The following is a 17,472-nucleotide window of genomic DNA, read 5'->3' as shown; positions in this document are numbered from 1 at the left end:
CTTGGACCCCAGGGCGCTGGTCCTCGTCCTCGTCGCCGCCATCGCGCACGCCACCTGGAACCTGCTGAGCAAGAAGGCCGCCCAGGCGGACAGCCTCGTCTTCATCTGGCTCGTGGCCGCCGTGGCGGCGGTGATCTGGAGCCCGCTGTTCGCCGGGTTCCTGCTGATCGCCAGGCCCGCGGTGTCGTGGGGCGACCTGGCGGTGATCAGCGGCAGCACGGCGCTGCATCTGGGCTACTTCGTGCTGCTGCAGCGCGGCTACGGCAAGGGCGACCTGTCCATCGTCTACCCCGTCGCGCGGGGCACCGGGCCGATGCTGGCGAGCCTGGTCGCCGTGCTGTTCCTGGGCGAGCGTCCCACCGCTGTGGGCGTCGCGGGGATCGTCCTGGTGGGGGTGGGCGTGTTCCTGATGAGCGGCGGGAGCGGCCGGGGCGATCTGAAGGGGCTGGCGTTCGGGCTGGCGACCGGGTTGTTCATCGCGGGCTACACGGTGTGGGACTCGCGGGTGGTGAGCGTGTTCGCGGTGGCGCCGCTCATGCTCAACTATCTGGGCGAGGTGGGGCGGGCGCTGGCGCTCGCCCCGGCGGTGCTCGGCGGGCGGCGCAGGGCGCTGATCCTGCCGGTCTGGCGGGAGCACCGCGCCGGGGTGCTCGGAGCCGCGGTGCTGACCTTCGTGTCCTACCTGCTGGTGCTGATCGCCTTCACGATGGCGCCGGTCAGCGTGGTGGCGCCGGCCCGCGAGATCAGCGTACTGATCGCCGTCGTGCTGGGCGGCAGCCTGCTCGCCGAGCACGGGCTGCGGCACCGGCTGGTGGCGGCCGGCGTGATCCTCTTCGGGATCGTCGCGATCGCGCTCAGCTGATCGCGCTCAGCCGACGGTCAGCTCCGGCTCGCTCGCCCACGCGTTCTCCTGTGTGGCGCTGGCCCGCACCAGCGCCTCGACGGTGGCCCTGATGGCGGGCCGCCGGGCCGCGTCGGTGCGCCACAGGGCGTAGATGCGGCGGGTCTGCCTGGGCCGCAGCGGGATGAGGCGGACGTTGTCCGGCACCGGGTCGCGGCCGAGCCGGGGCACGATCGAGCAGCCGAGCCCGGCCGCGACCAGGGCCAGATGGGTGGGGTACTCGTCGGCCATGTAGGCGATCTCGGGCTCGATCTGCGCGGCGCGCAGCGTGAAGACCAGCCAGTCGTGGCAGATGGTGCCGGGCGAGGAGGCGATCCACCGCTCGTCGCGCAGGGCGGACAGCTCGATCTCCTTGTTGCCGGCCAGGGGATGGTCGAGGGGCACGGCCACGTCGGCGATGTCGTCGATCAGCGTCTTCCTGGACAGTCCGTCGGGGATGGCCATCGGCCTGTTGAGCCAGTCCTGCACCACCACCAGGTCGAGCTCGCCCCTGGCCACCTCGCGCAGCATCCGCTCCGGCTCGCGCTCGTACAGCTGCATCCACAGGTCGGGGTGGCGCTGCCTGAGCTCGGTCAGCGCCGGGGGCATCAGCCCGCGGGCCGCCGTGGGGAACGCGCCCACGTTGAGCCGGCCGACGACCTCGCCGCGCAGCGCCTCGAAGTCCGCCTCGGCGGTCTCGACCAGTGCCAGGATCCGCTCGGCGTGCTCGGCGAGCAGTCCGGCCGCGTCCGTCAGCCTTACGCCGCGCCCGTTGCGCTCGATGAGCCGGGCCCCGGTCTCCCGCTCCAGCTTGGCGAGCTGCTGTGACACGGCCGACGGGGTGACCATGAGCGCGTCCGCCGCGGCGCCGACCGAGCCGTACACGTGGACGGCGTGAAGGGCCTTGAGGCGGTTCAAGTCCAACATGTAAGCCAGCCTAAAGGGTTAAGCGTAGAAAGTCTCGCTTGTGGTGAACTCTGTAGCGTTGGAACATATATGCATGAGAATCATTAAGGCGAAGAAGAACCGTACCGAGTCCGTCTCCTACCTCCAGAGCCTCGCCGAGCAGGCCCGCAACCAGCGCAGCCGCTCCCGCAAGCCCGCCACCGCGTGAGGCCGGGCCACCTGGCCCTCGCCATCGGCCTCGCCGCCGTCTGGGGCGTCAACTTCGTCGTCATGCAGGTGGGCCTGGAGCACTTCCCACCCCTGCTGTACGCGTCGTTGCGGTTCGCCCTGGCGGCCTTCCCCGCCCTGCTCCTGGTCGGGCGGCCGGGGGTGCCGTGGCGCTGGGTCGTCGCGGTGGCGGCCACCATCGGAGTCGGCCAGTTCGGCCTGCTGCTCGTCGGCATGCGAGCCGGGATGCCGGCCGGGCTGACCTCCCTGGTCCTGCAGATGCAGGTCCTGTTCACCATCCTGTTCGCGGTGACGCTGCTCGGCGAGCGGCTCACCGCCCGACGCGTCGCCGGCCTGGCCGTCGCCTTCGGCGGCCTGGCCCTCGTCGCCTTCGACTTCGGCATGTCAGGCCCGGTGGGCGCGTTCGCCCTCTGCGTGGCCGCGGCGGCCGCCTGGGGCCTCGGCAACGTGGCCCAGCGCAAGGCCGCCCCGCCGGACTCGCTGCGCTTCATGGTCTGGGTCAGCGCCCTGTCCGCGCCCCCGCTGCTGCTGCTCTCCCTCCTGGTGGAGGGCGTCCCCGACCTGGCCGCCCCCGCCGCCGGCTGGCTCTCCCTGGCCTACGTCGCCTTCGTCTCCACCCTCGGCGGCTTCGGCGTCTGGGGCTTCCTGCTGCGCCGCTACGACGCCTCGACCGTGGCGCCCTACACTCTGCTGGTCCCCGTCTTCGGCATGTCCTCGGCCGCCCTGGTCACCGGCGAGGCCGTCTCCTGGCTCCAGCTCCTCGCCGCCGCCCTCATCGTGACCGGCGTCCTGTACGCGGGCACCCGCCCCCGCGCCCTGAAGCCCGCCCTCGCCCACTGAGGCACACCTTGCAGGATGACCCCGCTCGCGAAAACAGGAAAACATCGCTCGCAGAATCGGGAAAAGTCTGCTCGCAGATCCGGGAAACTCGGCTCGCGAATCTGGGAAGATGGCGCTGAGAAGCCTTGACCCCAGGTGAGGAGCATTGGTCCTCTCGCACCTCTCCAACAGCCTCGGGCTGGATGCGACGACCGTCCGCTCCTACCCCGCCTATCTGGAAACGGTCTTCCTGGTCGCCTCCCGCACCGGTGTGGTCCGACAACTTCTCCGCGCGGGTCACGCATGCGCCCAAGACCTACGTGACCGACAGCGGCCTCGCCGCGCATCTGCTCGACGTCGACGCTGAGCCTCTGCTGGCGCCAGGACATCCCGCACTTGGCGGGCTGCTCGAAACGTTCGTCTTCGCGGAGTTGCTCAAGCTGTCTGCCTTCGCCCGCCGGCACGTCGCGGTGCGGCACTACCGCGACAGAGACAAGCGGGAGGTGGACTTCATCCTCGAACGCCGGGACGGGAGCATCATCGGCATAGAAGTGAAGGCGTCTTCGACGCCCGAACCCGAGGACGCGAGACACCTTCGCCGGCTGAGGGACGCCCTCGGTGACAGGTTCCGTGCCGGTTAGGTGCTGCACCTCGGCGACACGAACCTGCCCTCCGGCGACCGCATCTTCTTTACTCCGCTGTCCGCTCTGTGGGACCACGCCGAGCCCGGCGTGCTCCGGCCGCGGCTGCCCGGTGGCGCCGGTTAGAGGGCCGCCGCCGCGGCCTTCGCCGCGGCCGGCAGTGCGTCGGCGACGCGGCTGAGCGCCTCGTCGTCGTGGGAGGCCGACAGGAACCACGCCTCGTAGGCGGACGGCGGCAAGTAGACGCCCCGGTCCAGCATCGCGTGGAAGAACGCCTGGTAGGCCGCCGTGCTCTGCGTCCGGGCCTCGGCGAAGTTCGTCACCGGACGGTCGGTGAAGAAGATCGAGAACAGGTTGCCCGCCGTCTGCAGCCGGTGCGGCACTCCCGCCGCCTCCAGCGCGTGCGCCGCCGCCGTCGCGACCGTCGACGCCGCCGCGTTGATCTTCGTGTACGCCTCCGCGTCCAGGGCGTGCAGCGTGGCCAGGCCCGCCGCGCAGGCCAGCGGGTTACCCGACAGGGTGCCCGCCTGGTAGACCGGCCCCTCCGGCGCGAGGTGGGCCATGACGTCCGCCCGGCCCCCGAACGCCGCCGCCGGCAGCCCCCCGCCCATGACCTTGCCGAACGTCACCAGGTCCGGCTCCACCGGGTCCAGGCCGTACCAGCCGGAGTGTGAGACGCGGAAGCCGGTGAGGACCTCGTCGACGATCAGCAGCGCGCCGTTGGCGGTGCAGAGCTCCCGCAGGCGGGCGTTGAACCCGTCGAGCGGCGGCACGATCCCCATGTTGGCCGGACAGGCCTCGGTGATCACGCAGGCGATCTCGGCGGACGCGAACGCCGCCTCGACGGCCTCGATCGAGTTGTACGGCAGCACGATCGTGTCGGCGGCCGACGCCCCGGTCACCCCGGGCGTGTCCGGCAGCCCGAACGTCGCCACCCCCGACCCGGCGGAGGCGAGCAGCGCGTCGACATGGCCGTGGTAGCAGCCGGCGAACTTGACCACCTTGGAGCGCCCGGTGAACCCACGGGCCAGCCGCACGGCGCTCATCGTCGCCTCGGTGCCGGAGCTGACCAGCCGGACCTTCTCCACCGGCGCGACCCGGGCCACGATCGCCTCGGCCAGCGCCACCTCGCCCGGCGTGGCGGTGCCGTAGGAGAACCCGTGCGCCACCGCCTTCGACACGGCCTCCACGACGGCGGGATGCCGGTGCCCCAGGATCATCGGCCCCCAGGAGCAGACCAGGTCGACGTAACGGTTGCCGTCGGCGTCGGTGATGTAGGGCCCCTGACCCGAGACCATGAAGCGCGGCGTCCCCCCGACGGCGCCGAACGCGCGAACCGGCGAGTTGACGCCGCCCGGCACGACGGCGCAGGCGCGGGCGAACAGGTCCTCGGAGTTCTGTGTACGGCTCACCCGACCAGATTAGAACCCGCCCCAGGCGCTCCCGGCATCGGCGGCCCGGGACGCCGCCAGAGCAGCCTGGAAGAAGCCCATGACGTGACCTCGTATCTCATCGCCACCTCCGCGTTGTGGCACCTCGTGCGCGATCCCGAGGTGATCGAGGCATGGGGCGATCGCATCACCACGCAACCGCTGCGGCTGTGCGAGCCCACGAGGACGGAGTTCCTCTACTCGGCCACTGGTCCGGCACACAGGGACGACCTGGCCTCGGAGCTCGACGCCCTCTGCCAGGCCGCTCCCGTCCCCAAGAGCGCGTGGCGATGGGTGGAGACCGCCCAGTACAGACTGACCCAGCACGGTCAGCACCGCCTAGCCGGAGTGATCGATCTACTGGTGTGCGCCACAGCCGTGCACCATGGACTCACAGTCCTGCACGTCGACGACGACTTCGCCACCGTGGCGAAGATCATGCCCGAGGTGGCGCAACGGGACATCCGGCTGTTCTGAGCCAGTCCTGTTCTGAGCTAGTCGGCGAGCCACTCCAGGACGCGTAGCGGGTCCGGCAGCGGGCGGCCGTCCGGGGGGCGGAGCCAGGAGACCGGCTGGCCGGTGGGGAGCGTGGACGGCGGCGCGAGGACGTAGCTGTCGCGGCAGTGCCAGCGCAGTCCCGGGGTGTCCTCGATGGTGGCCGGGTCGCAGTCGAGCTGACAGGACCACCACTCGTCCTCGTCCTCGGGGTTGCCCCGGGTGGCCACATAGAAAAGGACCCGGTCACCGTTGGCGGCGACCGGGCCCGAGTCAGCTCCGGCGTTGTCGATCCGCGTGAGGGCGGACAGGCCGGTGGGCAGGGGGACGTCGAAGACGTCGAACACGCGTCCGGTGGGCAAGATGACGTTGGCCTCGGGGTCGCGCTGCCACCAGCGCGTGAGCTGGGTGGCGTCCGTCGTGGCCTGGATGTGCCAGGCGGGCGAGATCGGATGCGCGCCCGGGTCGGGACAGCCCACGCGGTCACAGGAGCACGCGCGGGAGCCGCGTCGCAGCGGGGAGGCGCCGGGCACACACGGCCACCCGAGGGCGGCATAACCCAGCACGGAGTCGATTCGCGTCGCTCGTGACCGCTTTTTGGAACGCCGAGCTAGAGGTACCCCCACCATATGGTGTCTCCCGTCAAGTCTGTGCGTGAAGCGGTCCCGGCTCCGGGCCGTACGCACACGCGGGACACACCAGCACTTCTCATGCCACTCTAACGCACACGCCTCACGAGTTGACGGCAAACCCCTTGGTTAGAGGCGGCGCGCCACCTCGGTGGCCCAGTAGGTGAGGATCAGGTCGGCGCCGGCGCGCTTGATCGACACCAGCGACTCCATGATCATCCGGTCGCGGTCGACCCAGCCGTTGGCGGCGGCGGCCTCGATCATCGCGTACTCGCCGCTCACCTGGTAGGCGGCGACGGGCACGTCCACCTCGTCGCGGAAGCGCCTGATGATGTCGAGGTAGGCCAGCGCGGGCTTGACCATGACGGCGTCGGCGCCCTCGGCCAGGTCCAGTCGCACCTCACGCAGCGCCTCCTCCAGCGGGCCCGCCGGGTCCTGCTGGTGGGTGCTGCGGTCGCCGAACTGCGGCGCGCACTCGGCGGCGTCCCGGAACGGCCCGTAGAAGGCGGAGGCGTACTTGGCGGAGTAGGCGAGGATCGGCAGGTCCGCGAAGCCGGCGGCGTCCAGCGCCGCCCGGATCGCGCCCACCTGGCCGTCCATCATCCCGCTGGGCGCGATCATCTGGGAGCCGGCGATGGCCTGCGCGACCGCGATCGAGGCGTAGCGCTCCAGCGTGCGGTCGTTGTCGACGTCGCCCGACTCGGTCAGGATGCCGCAGTGCCCGTTGTCGGTGAACTCGTCGAGGCAGGTGTCGGCCATGACCACGACGGCGTCGCCGACCTCGGCGCGCACGTCGCGCAGCGCCACCTGGAGGATGCCGTCGGGGTCGTCGCCCGCCGAGCCGCGCGCGTCCTTCACCGCCGGGATGCCGAACAGGATCAGCCCGCCCACCCCGGCCTCCGCCGCCTCTCGGGCGGCCTTGCGCAGCGAGTCGCGCGTGTGCTGGACGACGCCCGGCATGGAGGCGACCGGGTGCGGCTCGCCGATGCCTTCCTTGACGAACATGGGCAGGATCAGGTCCGCGGCGTGCAGCCTGGTGCCGGCCACCATCCTGCGCAGCGCCGAGGTGCGGCGCAGCCTGCGGGGGCGGGCGACGGGGAACTCGGCACTCACTTCGCTCTCCTCCTGGCTCCCCTGCGGTTCTGGGACGGCCTGCGCGGGGTGTCACCGGCGAGGACGGCCGCCTGGCGCTGTTCGGCGCCGTAGGCCGCCAGCGCGGCCGCCAGGGCCGACGCGGACGCCTTGTCGGCCATGACGTCGACGCGCAGCCCGAACTCCTCGGCGGTCTTGGCCGTCTGCGGGCCGATGACGGCGATCACGGTGACGTTGTGCGGCTTGCCCGCGATGCCCACGAGGTTGCGCACGGTCGAGGACGAGGTGAACAGGACCGCGTCGAACCCGCCGCCCTTGATCGCCTCCCGGATCGGCGCGGGCGGCGGCGCGGCCCGCACGGTCCGGTAGGCCGTGACGTCGTCGCACTCCCAGCCGAGCTCGGTCAGCCCGGCCACCAGCGTGTCTGTGGAGATGTCGGCGCGCGGCAGCAGCACCCGGTTGATCGGGTCGAGCATCGAGTCGTACGGCGGCCACTCGGCCACCAGCCCCTCCGACGACTGCTCGCCCGAGGGCAGCAGGTCGGGCTTGACGCCGAAGTCGACCAGCGCCCGCGCGGTGGCGTCGCCCACGGCGGCCACCTTGAGCCCGGCGAAGGCGCGCGCGTCGAGGCCGTACTCCTCGAACTTCTCGCGCACCGCCTTGACCGCGTTGGCGCTGGTGAAGGCCACCCACTCGTAGCGGCCGGTGACCAGGCCCTTGATGGCGCGGTCCATCTGCTGCGGGGTGCGGGGCGGCTCGACCGAGATGGTCGGCACCTCCTCCGGCACCGCGCCGTACGACATGAGTTGCTCCGACAGGCTCTTGGACTGCTCCTTGGTGCGTGGCACCAGCACCCGCCAGCCGAACAGCGGCTTGGTCTCGAACCAGGACAGCTTGTCGCGCAGGCCGACCGCCTCGCCCACGACGATCAGCGCGGGCTCGGTGAATCCGGCGTGCTTGAGGTCGGCCTGCAGCCTGCCGAGCGTGGAGACCACGGTGTACTGCTCGGTCGTGGTGCCGCCGCTGCTGACCGCCACCGGGGTGCTGTCGGGCTTGCCGCCGGAGATCAGCGCCTTGCCGATCGCCACGGCCTCGGCGACGCCGTTGTAGATGACGAGCGTGCCGGGGCAGGCGGCGTGTGAGGACCAGTCCTGCTCCTGGGCGGCGTCGACGACCCTGAACTCGGGCACCGAGGCCGCGGGCGGGATGCCCGCGTAGGTGAGCACGGCGGTCGCGGGCGGGACGCCGGGCACGACCTCGAAGTCCACCTCCGCCGCGGCGCAGGCCGCGACCTCCTCGACGATCGAGGAGAACAGCATCGGGTCGCCCTCGCACAGGCGCACGACGAACTGCCCGGCCTTGGCGTGCTTGAGGTAGTCGCCGTCGGAGACGACGTGCACACCCTCGCGGCAGTGTCGTAGCAACGGGCCGTGCGACTCGTCCCCGAGCACGACCACGTCGGCCTTGGAGAGCAGCTCGGCACCGCGGAGCGTGAGGAGGTTCGGATCTCCTGGCCCCGCGCCTACGAAAGCGACGAAAGCGGAGGTTGGACTATCGGAGCTCAATGGGAATGCTCCCCCATCAATTTGTCGGCCCCTTCGCGAAGCATCTGGGTCGCGAGCTGGCGTCCCAGGTCTTCAGCCTCCGAAGGAGTGCCGGCGGCGGACTTGCGTACCGCTCGCGTGCCGTCGACGGCGACGACTGCGGCGGTCAGGTTCAGAGTGTGCCCGTCATCGAGGGCGAACGCACCCACGGGAGCCGAGCAACCGGCTTCGAGTGCGGCCAGGACGGCACGCTCGGCCGCCACCGCGGAGCGGGTCCGCGGGTCGTCGAGCACGCCGAGGAAGTCGACGAGGTCGGCGCGGTCGGACAGGCACTCGACGGCGAGCGCGCCCTGACCGGGCGCGGGCAGCAGCTCCTCGATCTCGAAGATCTGGGCGATCTCCGCGTCCCTGCCGATCCTGGTCAGGCCCGCTGAGGCGAGCACCACGGCGTGCAGCTCGCCGGAGGTGACCTTGCCGATCCGGGTGTCGGCGTTGCCGCGGATCGGCACGTACTCCAGATCCGGCCGCAGCGCGCGCAGCATGGCGACCCTGCGCGGCGAGCCGGTGCCGACGCGGGCGCCGGCGGGCAGGTCCGCGAACTTGACCGGGCCGACCAGCGCGTCGCGGTGGTCGTGCCGGGCGGGCAGGGCGGCCAGCGCGATGCGCGGGTCGGCCTTGGTCGGCAGGTCCTTGAGCGAGTGCACGGCGAAGTCGATCTCGCCCTCGATCAGCTTGTCGCGCAGCGCGCTGACGAACACGCCGGTGCCGCCGAGCTGGGCCAGGTGCGCCTTGGTCACGTCGCCGAAGGTGGTGACGCCGACCAGCTCGATCGGCCGGCCGGTCCGCTCGGTGTAGGCGTCGGCGACCATCTGCGACTGCGTGGTCGCCATCAGGCTGCGTCTCGTGCCGAGCCGCAGCGCGCTTTCCGTCCGTGGAGTCACAGCTCCACCTCCCTCACGGCCTCGGGCGTCTTCGGATCCAGGTCGAACAGCTCGCGCAGCGCCTCGGCATAATGATCGCCTCCTGGCGAGGTGGCGAGCTGCTTGACACGCACGGTGGGCTCGTGGAGCAGCTTGTCGACGACTCTCTGCACGGTGAGGGTCACCTCGTCCCTGAGCTTGCCGTCGAGATCGGGCATGCGCATCATCAGGCGGCCGAGCTCGGACTCGACCACGCCCGCCGCCTTGCTGCGCAGTGCCACCACGGTCGGGGTGACCTTGGCGGCCCGCTCCGACTCCAGGTAGGCGGCGAGCTCCTGCGCGACTATCTTGCGCACGGACCTTACCGCGTCACCCTCGCGTGAGCCGATTCCGGACTCACGGATGGTTTCCAGGTCCACCAGTGTGACGCCGGGGACGGCGCGCACCGCCGGGTCGATGTCGTGCGGCAGCGCCAGGTCGAGCAGGAAGGTCTCCCGCGACACCATGTCGGCGCTGATCAGATGGCGGCCCGCGCCGGTGCAGGTGATGACGATGTCGGCCGCCGCCAGCTCACGGGCGACGGCGGAGAACTCCACCGCCCTGCCGCCGACCGTGCCGGCCAGCCGCGCGCCGCGCTCGTACGTGCGGTTGGCGATCACGATGTCCGTGACGCCCGCGCGCGCCAGCGTGGTGGCGGCCAGCGAGCTCATGGAGCCCGCGCCGATCACCAGGGCGCGCCGCCCGGCCAGCTCGCCGGCGAGCGCGAGGCCCGCGCTGACCAGCGAGGCTCCGGCCTGGTCGATGCCGGTCTCGGTGTGGGCCCGCTTGCCGATCCGCAGCGCCTGCTGGACCAGCTCGTTCAGGGTGGCGCCGACGGTGCCGTGCTTCTGTGCCAGCTTGAGCGCCTGGCGGGTCTGGCCGAGGATCTGGCCCTCGCCCACGACCATGGACTCCAGGCCGCACACCATCGAGAACAGGTGCTCGACGGCCTGCTCCTCGTAGTGCACGTACAGGTGTGGAGTGAGCTCGTCGACGGGCACGCCCGAGTGGAGGCTGAGCAGGCCGGTGACGGCCGTGACGGCCGCGTGGAAGCGGTCCACGGCGACGTAGACCTCGACCCGGTTACAGGTCGAGACCACGAAGGCCTCCGCCACGCACGGGTCCTGCTGCACGTCGTACAGCAGCTTCACGAGCGCTTCGCCGCTCACCGAGACGCGTTCGAGCAGGGCCACCGGCGCGGTCCGGTGGCTGAGTCCGATTGCCAGAACACTCATTGACTGTCCACTGCCATGAGTGGCCCCCCAGCTTTGCGTTGCTCGTGGAACGCGAGGATCTGCAGTTCGATGGATAGGTCGACCTTACGGACATCGACGCCGTCCGGAACAGTGAGAACGACCGGGGCGAAATTGAGAATGCTGGTCACCCCGGCGGCCACCACACGATCGCATACTTCCTGCGCCGCCACCGCCGGCGTCGCCAGCACCACGATCGAGACCCCACGCCGCTTGATCACGGTCTCCAGTTCATCGATGTGCTCAACATTCAACCCCGCTATGTCGTCGCCCACGACTTCGGGGTCGGCGTCGAACACGGCCGCGATGCGAAATCCCCGGGAGACGAAGCCGCCGTAGTTGGCGAGCGCGCGGCCCAGGTTTCCGACGCCGACGATGGCGACGGCCCAGTCTTGGGTCAGGCCCAGCTCTCGGGAGATCTGGTAGACGAGGTATTCGACCTCGTAGCCGACGCCTCGGGTGCCGTAGGAGCCGAGGTGTGACAGATCCTTGCGCAGCTTGGCGGAATTGACCCCGGCGGCCGCGGCGAGATCCTCGGAGCTGACGGTCGCGGTGCCACGCTCTGCCATCCCGTGCAGCGCCCGAAGGTACAACGGGAGCCGTGCGACCGTCGCTTCGGGTATGCCTCGGTCACGAGGCTGGGACGGGCTCTTCACTTGCCGGAGCTCCAGGGGAACGGGCGGCCTTGGACCGCGTGACTGGGGATGGAACCGTCTTTCAGGTTAATCCTTTTGTGAACCGATGCACAAAGTCACCGTTCCTCGGACGCTACGGTGGACGTCATGCACCGCATCACGCTGCTTGGAAAGCCCGGCTGCCACCTGTGTGAGGACGCGCGCGAGATCATTTCCCGGGTCGCCGGTGAGCTGGGCGTGCCGTGGGAGGAAGTCGACATCAACTCCTCCGACGAGCTGCGGGAGCGCTACTGGGAGATGATCCCGGTCACCCTGATCGACGGTGTTCAGCACGACTTCTGGCGGGTCTCGGAAGAACGCCTGCGAGAGGCCCTGACCGCTTAGAACATCGCCATCGGCAGGGGCACGACCTTGGCGGCGTTCACGTTGAGCTCGATGATGTTGGTGGCCAGCACCATGACCTGACGCTCGTTGATGAACCGCTCGATGTGCGGCTGGCGCTGGTGGTCGCGGTAGGCGACCTCGTCCCGGTAGAGCTCGTAGACGATGCGCTGCAGCGGTGCGGACTTGACCGCGTGGCAGGCGTAGATCAGCGTGTCGGGCTCGCCGCGCCTGACCGCCTCGACGGTCGCGTCGGCCAGCTGGTCGAAGGCGGCGCCCGAGCCGTCGATGAGCGTGAAGACGGTCAGCATGCCGTAGATGTTCGGCGAGGGCCTGCCCGAGGTCTGCTGCTGCGGCCCGGTCTGCGGGGCGGGCGGCACCACGGGATGGGGGCCAGTCTGCGGCATCCGGGGGGCGAACAGCTCGGCGCCCGGATAGGTGGCGCCGGTGCCGGGCATCGCGTGGTCGCGCGGCTCGGGCTGCGGCGCGGGGCCGCCGTGCCGGCCGTTCATGATGTAGCCGGTCGACGGGCCCGCGTCCGGCGGCGGCGGCGACATCCGGGCGGCGTAGTCGACCTCCTGGTCGTTGGCACGATACTCGGCCACCAGGTCGCCCAGGCCGGACCTGCGCTGGCGCGGCGGCTCGGTGGCGGCCATCGGGACGGGCTCGGGCACCGGGCGGTGACCCGGCGGCGGCTGCTCCTGCGGCCGGGGGCCCACCGGCCGCTGCTCGCGCCGGCCACCGACGGGCCGCTTCTCGTGCTGGTCGACGAAATCGTCGTCGTCCTCGTCGTCGTCTTCGTACGGCGCGAGCGGGCGCAGCACGGTGTACCAGATGGCCGCGGCTGCGGCGATGAGCAGCATGACGGTGAAGAAGGCGGGCACCGTGAACTGCATGGCGCCCATGAGCGCCAGCCCTGACGGGGCGATGACCAGGACCGCGTGCAGGTTGTCGGTGTCGTACTCGTCGCCGCCGCGCCACCTGAGGGCCGCGACCACCATGGTGCCCAGCATGATGAGCGCGGCGATGACGTGCAGGCCGGTGAGCAGGTAGGCGGGGATGACCGCCCAGTGCTCGGCGGCCGAGGGCACCGACTTGCCCATCTCCTCGCTGATGAGCGGGTCCACCACCATGATCACCAGGGCGACGATCGTGTAGCCGATGCCGAACAGCCAGGCCAGGAACTTCGGCGGCACCTTGTCCGCGAGCAGCTGGATCAGCCCGATGGCCAGCCAGAGCGGCGCCAGCATCGACGCGGTGATCTGCAGCACCTTGAAGGTGAGGACCCCGAACCCGACGAGGTAGCCCAGGCCGATCATCGCCAGAGACAGGCACAGTGCGGGTCCGGCGATGGTCCAGGCGATCAGCCAGCCCTCGGGCTCCTCACGCAGCCGGCGGACCAGCGCGACGGAGGCGATCGCAGCAAGGAGCGCACCGGCGAACGCTATGACAGCAACGAGGATCTCCATGGTGACTCCAATGCTGCCGGACTATGCCTCCCAGCCGGTAGCCGAAGAGGGAAAGGGTCGGTCCACACCGTATCTGCCGATTACGCGGAGACATGCAAGGAGGATGCGGATTGTGGAATTTCCGGTTGATTTCTAGAGTGTTCGAGCACGGCGCACCCCTTAGCCCTAGGGATACCGGATGCCTGACTCGTGGCCGTTCTCCGGGCTGCTCACGCCAGCAACGGCTGGCTCTGCCCGGACGACCGAGCTTGCCGTGCGTGCGGACGTCACCGACGACCTGCGCACCCTGGTCCTCCACGCGAAGACCGGGGACACGGATGCCTTTGGCACGCTCTATGACCGCTATGTGGATCTCGTCTATCGCTACATCTACTTTCGGGTCGGCTCCCATCCGCTCGCCGAGGATCTCACCAGCGAGACCTTCCTGCGCGCACTGCGCCGAATCGCCGACTTCACGTGGCAGGGCCGTGACTTCGGCGCCTGGCTCGTGACCATCGCCAGGAACCTGGTCACCGACCATTTCAAATCCGGCCGCTATCGCCTGGAGGTCTCCACCGGAGAAGTGATCGACGTTCCCCTCGAAGGAGCGCACATCCCGGAGAACGCCGTGGTGACGGCCATCATCAACGACCGGGTGCTCCGCGCCGTCCGGGATCTCAACCCCGAGCAGCAGGAGTGCGTGGTCCTGCGCTTCCTGCACGGGCTGTCGCTCGCGGAAACCGCGCTCATCATGGGAAAGAAGAGTGGAGCGATCAAAGCACTGCAGTTCCGCGCGATCCGTACATTGGCCAGAGCTCTCAAACACGACCTTGCGTAACCTCGCGGCGCGCGACGTCGTTAGGCAGGTGTCACCACAGCAACGATTCGCGGGGGCGTCAGGGAGCGGTCATGGGTAGGGCGCGCAGGGCACAGGAGCGCGTGCTCGGTCACCTCACAGAGCTGGGAGCGCTGTCCCGCGGTGGGGGCCCGGACGCGGCCTTCCGCGCGCGCCTGCGCGAGCGGCTCACCTCCGCCCAGCCCGGCGAGGAGCCGGTACGGCCGGTCCGGCGCACCCACCGGCGGCCCCGGCCCAAGCGGTCCCTGTCCGCCCCGATCGCCCCGATCGGCCTGGTGGCCGCCATGCTGCTGGCAGCGTTCGCCACCTACCACGCGGTGCCCGGCGACACCCTCTACCCGCTCAAGCGCGCGGCGGAGAGCACCCTGGTCCGGCTCAGCACCGACGACGTCGTGCGCGGCGAGCGCGAGCTCGTCTCGGCCAAGACCCGGGCGGAGGAGGTCGCCCAGCTCCTCGGCTCCTCCAGCGCCGGGCCGCTGGTCCGCAGGACGCTCAAGGACATGGAGCAGTCGACCCGCGCCGGCATCACCAGGCTGCGACGCGCCGAGCCGCGCTCACCGAAGATCGACCGTTTCGCCGAGGACCAGCGCAACATGGTGGAGCCGATGCTCGAGCAGCTCGACGGTGTGGAAGAGGACCAGGCCGTCGGCTACCTGGACTACATCGACGGGCTCGCCGCTCCGAGCTAGGTAGGCTGAAGCCCATGTGGCGGCTAATTCGACGACGGCAGCAGTCCGAGGCGGAGATCGCCGGTGAGGTCGCAGCGGCAGCCGCTGTCGTCGCGCCCCCGACCGAGCCCGACCTCCAGGCCGCGGCCTTCTTCGACGTCGACAACACGATGATGCGCGGCGCGTCGATCTACCACTTCGCCAGGGGCCTGTCGACGCGGGGCATGTTCAACACCACCGACCTGTTCAAGTTCGCCATCGGGCAGGCGGTGTTCCGGCTGCGCGGCAACGAGAATCCCGAGCACATCGCCGTCGCCCGCGAGACCGCGCTGGCGTTCGTGGCGGGCGCCAAGGTCGACGACGTCGTACGGCTCGGCGAGGAGATCTACGACGAGGTCATGGCCGACCGCATCTGGGGCGGCACCAGGGCGCTCGCGCAGAGCCACCTGGACCAGGGCCAGCGGGTCTGGCTGGTCACCGCCACGCCGGTGGAGCTGGCGCGAGTGATCGCCCAGCGGCTGGGCCTGACCGGGGCGCTCGGCACCGTGGCCGAGACCACGGACGGCATCTACACCGGGCGCCTGGTCGGCGACCTGCTGCACGGCCCGGCCAAGGCCGAGGCGGTGCGGGCGCTGGCCCGCCGCGAGGGCCTCGACCTGACCCGGTGCACCGCCTACAGCGACTCGGCCAACGATCTGCCCATGCTGTCGCTGGCCGGTCACGCGGTGGCCATCAACCCCGACAGCGAGCTGCGCGAGCACGCCAGGAAGCACGACTGGGAGATCAAGGACTTCCGCACCGGCCGCAAGGCGACGCTGACCGCGCTGCCCATCGCGGCCGGCGTGGGCGCGGTGGCCGGCGGCGTGGCCGCCGGTCTCGCCCTGCGCAAGCTCTACCGCTCCACCCGCTGACCCGGCCCGCCTCCGGAGTGGCCCGGCCGCCCGGGCCACCCGCTGACCGGGGGCGGTTCACCTCAGGGTGTCGAACAGGCGGTCCGCCTCCGGCTGTTTCCACTGGATCCTGTTCTGGTCCTGGGGATGAGGCTGCCAGGGAACCGTGAGGAAGGTCGCCGAAGCTCCCTCCAGGCTCGTGGCGAGCCCGATCATGGTCTCCACGTCCAGCGCCTCGTCGGTCTTGACCGACTTCGCCGCCATGGTCAGGAAGGCGCGCAGCTCGGCCGGGTCGTCGAGGGTCTGCCTGACCTTCTTCGCCATCGCCTGGATGAGTTTCTGCTGGCGCTTGATCCGCTGCAGGTCCGAACCGTCGCCATAGTCACGCAGCCGCATGTAGCCGAGCGCCTGCTCTCCGTCGAGGACACTCTTGCCCGCTGGGAGCCTCAGCTTCGACTTCGGGTCGTCCACCGGCCGCGCCAGCGTGACCTCGACCCCGCCGATCGCGTCCACGAGCCGCTTGAACCCGGCGAAGTCGACCTCGACCATGTAGTCGATCCGTACGTCGGTCAGCGTTTCCACGGTCTTCACCGCGCAGGTCAGCCCGCCACGGTCGAAGGCGGAGTTGATCATGTCGGTGCGGGCGGCCTGGGAGCCGCACCGCGGGATCTTGACGATCGAATCCCGGGGGATGTTGACGGCCGTGACCTTCTTCCGGTCGGCCGGCAGGTGCAGCACGATCATCGTGTCGGTGCGGGTCCCCTGGTCGAACTGCGCCGAGCCCGCCCGGTTGTCGGTGCCGACCAGCAGCACGTTCAACGCGCCGGTCACCTCGGCGGGGCGCTGGCCCGCCGGCGGGCGGACGGTGTCCCAGCCGCCGATCAGCAGCGTGGGCACGGCGACCACCGCCGCGGTCACGACGGCGACCAGGGCCGTCATCGTCCAGCCGAACCCCCTGCGGCGCGGCCCGGCCCGCAGCACGCGCTCACGCTGGCGCGCCAGCGTCGTCGGGGGCTCGTGCTCCAGCCGCTCGCCGAAGTCGCGGAGCATCCTCAGGTCGTCGTCCATCATCACTCCTGCCCCCGCATTGGATTGGTGTCGCCCAGCGCCGCGCGTACCTTCCGCCTGCCCCTGTTGAGGCGGGAGCGCACGGTGCCGATCGGGATGCCGAGCGCCTGCGCGGCCTCTTCGTACGTCAGATCGCCCCAGGCGATGAGCAGGAGAACGTCGCGGTCCTTGGCGGGCAGCGCGGCCAGCGCGCCGGCGAGGGCGGGCCCGGCCGCCCGCGCGGTCACCCCCGCGGCCACCCGGTCGGCGGGCGACTCCACGTCGAGGTCGATCGGCGCGCGCCGCAGCGCCTTGTAGCGGGCCGCCTCGGTGCGGTGGTGCCGGGAGATGAGCTTGGTGAGAATGCCGAAGAGCCACGGCCTGGCGTCGGGATAGCCGAGGTCGTAGCTCTTCCTGCGGGAGAAGGCGACCAGGAACGTCTCACCGACGAGGTCCTCGGCGGGCTCGGGGCCGAGCCGTTTGGAGACGTACCTGTAGAGCATGGCGGAGTAGCGGTCGAACAGCTCGGCGAACGCCTCCGGCTGAGACCAGGAGGCGCTGATGAGCTCAGCGTCCGCGCCCTGGATGGCGGGTTGCGTGATCATCTCCGCCCTTCTGTGGGGGAATCAGTCGAAGATGTCTTGCCACAACCCACCATCGTGGTTCACGCG

General features: G+C 70.6%; 19 protein-coding genes. 8 read left to right on the top strand and 11 right to left on the bottom strand.

Translation table 11 applies throughout. The features are described from left to right. Nucleotide 1: 1 nt before the first annotated feature. Nucleotides 2-862, top strand: coding sequence for an EamA family transporter (locus ACTMTF_RS26710; RefSeq protein ID WP_441113127.1), 861 nt, complete (start codon nt 2-4; stop codon nt 860-862). Between the two features lie 6 nt (nt 863-868). Here the strand turns inward: ACTMTF_RS26710 and ACTMTF_RS26705 are convergent, their stop codons facing one another. Further along, nucleotides 869-1,807 carry a LysR family transcriptional regulator gene (locus ACTMTF_RS26705; RefSeq protein WP_441113126.1) on the bottom strand — a complete coding sequence of 313 codons (939 nt, stop codon included), beginning with the start codon at nt 1,805-1,807 and terminating at the stop codon, nt 869-871. A gap of 183 nt (nt 1,808-1,990) precedes the next feature. Here ACTMTF_RS26705 and ACTMTF_RS26700 point away from each other — a divergent pair, with 183 nt between their 5' ends. Together ACTMTF_RS26700 and ACTMTF_RS26695 are read left to right on the top strand one after the other, a co-directional pair. Continuing rightward, nucleotides 1,991-2,854 carry an EamA family transporter gene (locus ACTMTF_RS26700; protein ID WP_397005723.1) on the top strand — a complete coding sequence of 288 codons (864 nt, stop codon included), beginning with the start codon at nt 1,991-1,993 and terminating at the stop codon, nt 2,852-2,854. 248 nt (nt 2,855-3,102) lie between these two features. Further along, complete coding sequence (locus tag ACTMTF_RS26695; RefSeq protein WP_441113125.1) at nt 3,103-3,474, top strand: DUF4143 domain-containing protein; 372 nt, start codon at nt 3,103-3,105, stop codon at nt 3,472-3,474. A gap of 122 nt (nt 3,475-3,596) precedes the next feature. Here the strand turns inward: ACTMTF_RS26695 and hemL are convergent, their stop codons facing one another. Further along, the gene (hemL, locus tag ACTMTF_RS26690; RefSeq protein WP_441113124.1) at nt 3,597-4,886 is read right to left on the bottom strand and encodes a glutamate-1-semialdehyde 2,1-aminomutase; all 1,290 of its coding nucleotides are present in this window, start codon (nt 4,884-4,886) and stop codon (nt 3,597-3,599) included. An 84-nt stretch (nt 4,887-4,970) separates the two neighbouring features. Between hemL and ACTMTF_RS26685 the strand changes: the two genes are divergently transcribed. Continuing rightward, the gene (locus ACTMTF_RS26685; protein ID WP_441113123.1) at nt 4,971-5,381 is read left to right on the top strand and encodes a PIN domain-containing protein; all 411 of its coding nucleotides are present in this window, start codon (nt 4,971-4,973) and stop codon (nt 5,379-5,381) included. Nucleotides 5,382-5,398: 17 nt separating this feature from the next. Here the strand turns inward: ACTMTF_RS26685 and ACTMTF_RS26680 are convergent, their stop codons facing one another. The 6 genes from ACTMTF_RS26680 to ACTMTF_RS26655 form a co-directional block, all read right to left on the bottom strand. Then, on the bottom strand, nt 5,399-6,028 hold the full coding sequence (locus ACTMTF_RS26680; protein ID WP_397005729.1) for a bifunctional DNA primase/polymerase: 630 nt from the start codon (nt 6,026-6,028) through the stop codon (nt 5,399-5,401). Between the two features lie 129 nt (nt 6,029-6,157). Continuing rightward, nucleotides 6,158-7,141: a porphobilinogen synthase gene (hemB, locus tag ACTMTF_RS26675; protein WP_441113122.1), complete on the bottom strand. Its 984-nt coding sequence runs from the start codon at nt 7,139-7,141 to the stop codon at nt 6,158-6,160. Beyond that, complete coding sequence (locus tag ACTMTF_RS26670) at nt 7,138-8,685, bottom strand: uroporphyrinogen-III synthase (RefSeq protein WP_441113121.1); 1,548 nt, start codon at nt 8,683-8,685, stop codon at nt 7,138-7,140. The genes hemB and ACTMTF_RS26670 overlap by 4 nt, the downstream gene beginning before the upstream one ends. Further along, nucleotides 8,682-9,605 carry a hydroxymethylbilane synthase gene (hemC, locus tag ACTMTF_RS26665; protein WP_397005735.1) on the bottom strand — a complete coding sequence of 308 codons (924 nt, stop codon included), beginning with the start codon at nt 9,603-9,605 and terminating at the stop codon, nt 8,682-8,684. The genes ACTMTF_RS26670 and hemC overlap by 4 nt, the downstream gene beginning before the upstream one ends. Next, a complete protein-coding gene (locus ACTMTF_RS26660; RefSeq protein ID WP_441113120.1) occupies nt 9,602-10,858 on the bottom strand; it encodes a glutamyl-tRNA reductase in 1,257 nt (418 codons plus the stop codon). The genes hemC and ACTMTF_RS26660 overlap by 4 nt, the downstream gene beginning before the upstream one ends. Then, nucleotides 10,855-11,532, bottom strand: a complete 678-nt coding sequence (locus ACTMTF_RS26655) for a redox-sensing transcriptional repressor Rex (RefSeq protein ID WP_441113119.1) — start codon at nt 11,530-11,532, stop codon at nt 10,855-10,857. Before ACTMTF_RS26655 ends, ACTMTF_RS26660 begins: the two co-directional genes overlap by 4 nt. A gap of 126 nt (nt 11,533-11,658) precedes the next feature. Between ACTMTF_RS26655 and ACTMTF_RS26650 the strand changes: the two genes are divergently transcribed. Continuing rightward, nucleotides 11,659-11,895, top strand: a complete 237-nt coding sequence (locus tag ACTMTF_RS26650) for a glutaredoxin family protein (RefSeq protein WP_397005741.1) — start codon at nt 11,659-11,661, stop codon at nt 11,893-11,895. Here the strand turns inward: ACTMTF_RS26650 and ACTMTF_RS26645 are convergent. Further along, nucleotides 11,892-13,361, bottom strand: coding sequence for an antibiotic biosynthesis monooxygenase (locus ACTMTF_RS26645; RefSeq protein WP_441113118.1), 1,470 nt, complete (start codon nt 13,359-13,361; stop codon nt 11,892-11,894). The two genes, ACTMTF_RS26650 and ACTMTF_RS26645, sit on opposite strands and share 4 nt — an antisense overlap. A gap of 178 nt (nt 13,362-13,539) precedes the next feature. On the opposite strand from ACTMTF_RS26645, the gene ACTMTF_RS26640 reads away from it, so the two are divergent. From ACTMTF_RS26640 to ACTMTF_RS26630, 3 genes are all read left to right on the top strand, one after another. Beyond that, nucleotides 13,540-14,178 (top strand): sigma-70 family RNA polymerase sigma factor, encoded by a 639-nt coding sequence (locus tag ACTMTF_RS26640; protein WP_441113117.1) that lies wholly within the window; start codon nt 13,540-13,542, stop codon nt 14,176-14,178. A gap of 71 nt (nt 14,179-14,249) precedes the next feature. Beyond that, a complete protein-coding gene (locus tag ACTMTF_RS26635; RefSeq protein WP_441113116.1) occupies nt 14,250-14,885 on the top strand; it encodes a DUF5667 domain-containing protein in 636 nt (211 codons plus the stop codon). A 14-nt stretch (nt 14,886-14,899) separates the two neighbouring features. Further along, entirely contained in the window at nt 14,900-15,775 is an 876-nt protein-coding gene (locus ACTMTF_RS26630; protein WP_397005749.1) for an HAD family hydrolase, read from the top strand. A 57-nt stretch (nt 15,776-15,832) separates the two neighbouring features. Here the strand turns inward: ACTMTF_RS26630 and ACTMTF_RS26625 are convergent, their stop codons facing one another. Further along, nucleotides 15,833-16,825: an LCP family protein gene (locus ACTMTF_RS26625; protein ID WP_441113115.1), complete on the bottom strand. Its 993-nt coding sequence runs from the start codon at nt 16,823-16,825 to the stop codon at nt 15,833-15,835. After that, nucleotides 16,825-17,406: an RNA polymerase sigma factor gene (locus tag ACTMTF_RS26620; protein WP_441113114.1), complete on the bottom strand. Its 582-nt coding sequence runs from the start codon at nt 17,404-17,406 to the stop codon at nt 16,825-16,827. Before ACTMTF_RS26620 ends, ACTMTF_RS26625 begins: the two co-directional genes overlap by 1 nt. Nucleotides 17,407-17,472 lie beyond the last annotated feature (66 nt).

The organism is Nonomuraea sp. ZG12 (assembly GCF_052068115.1).
Taxonomy (GTDB): Bacteria; Actinomycetota; Actinomycetes; order Streptosporangiales; family Streptosporangiaceae; genus Nonomuraea.
Note: the sequence above shows the minus strand (reverse complement) of the source record. Positions and strands in the feature narration are given on the sequence as shown.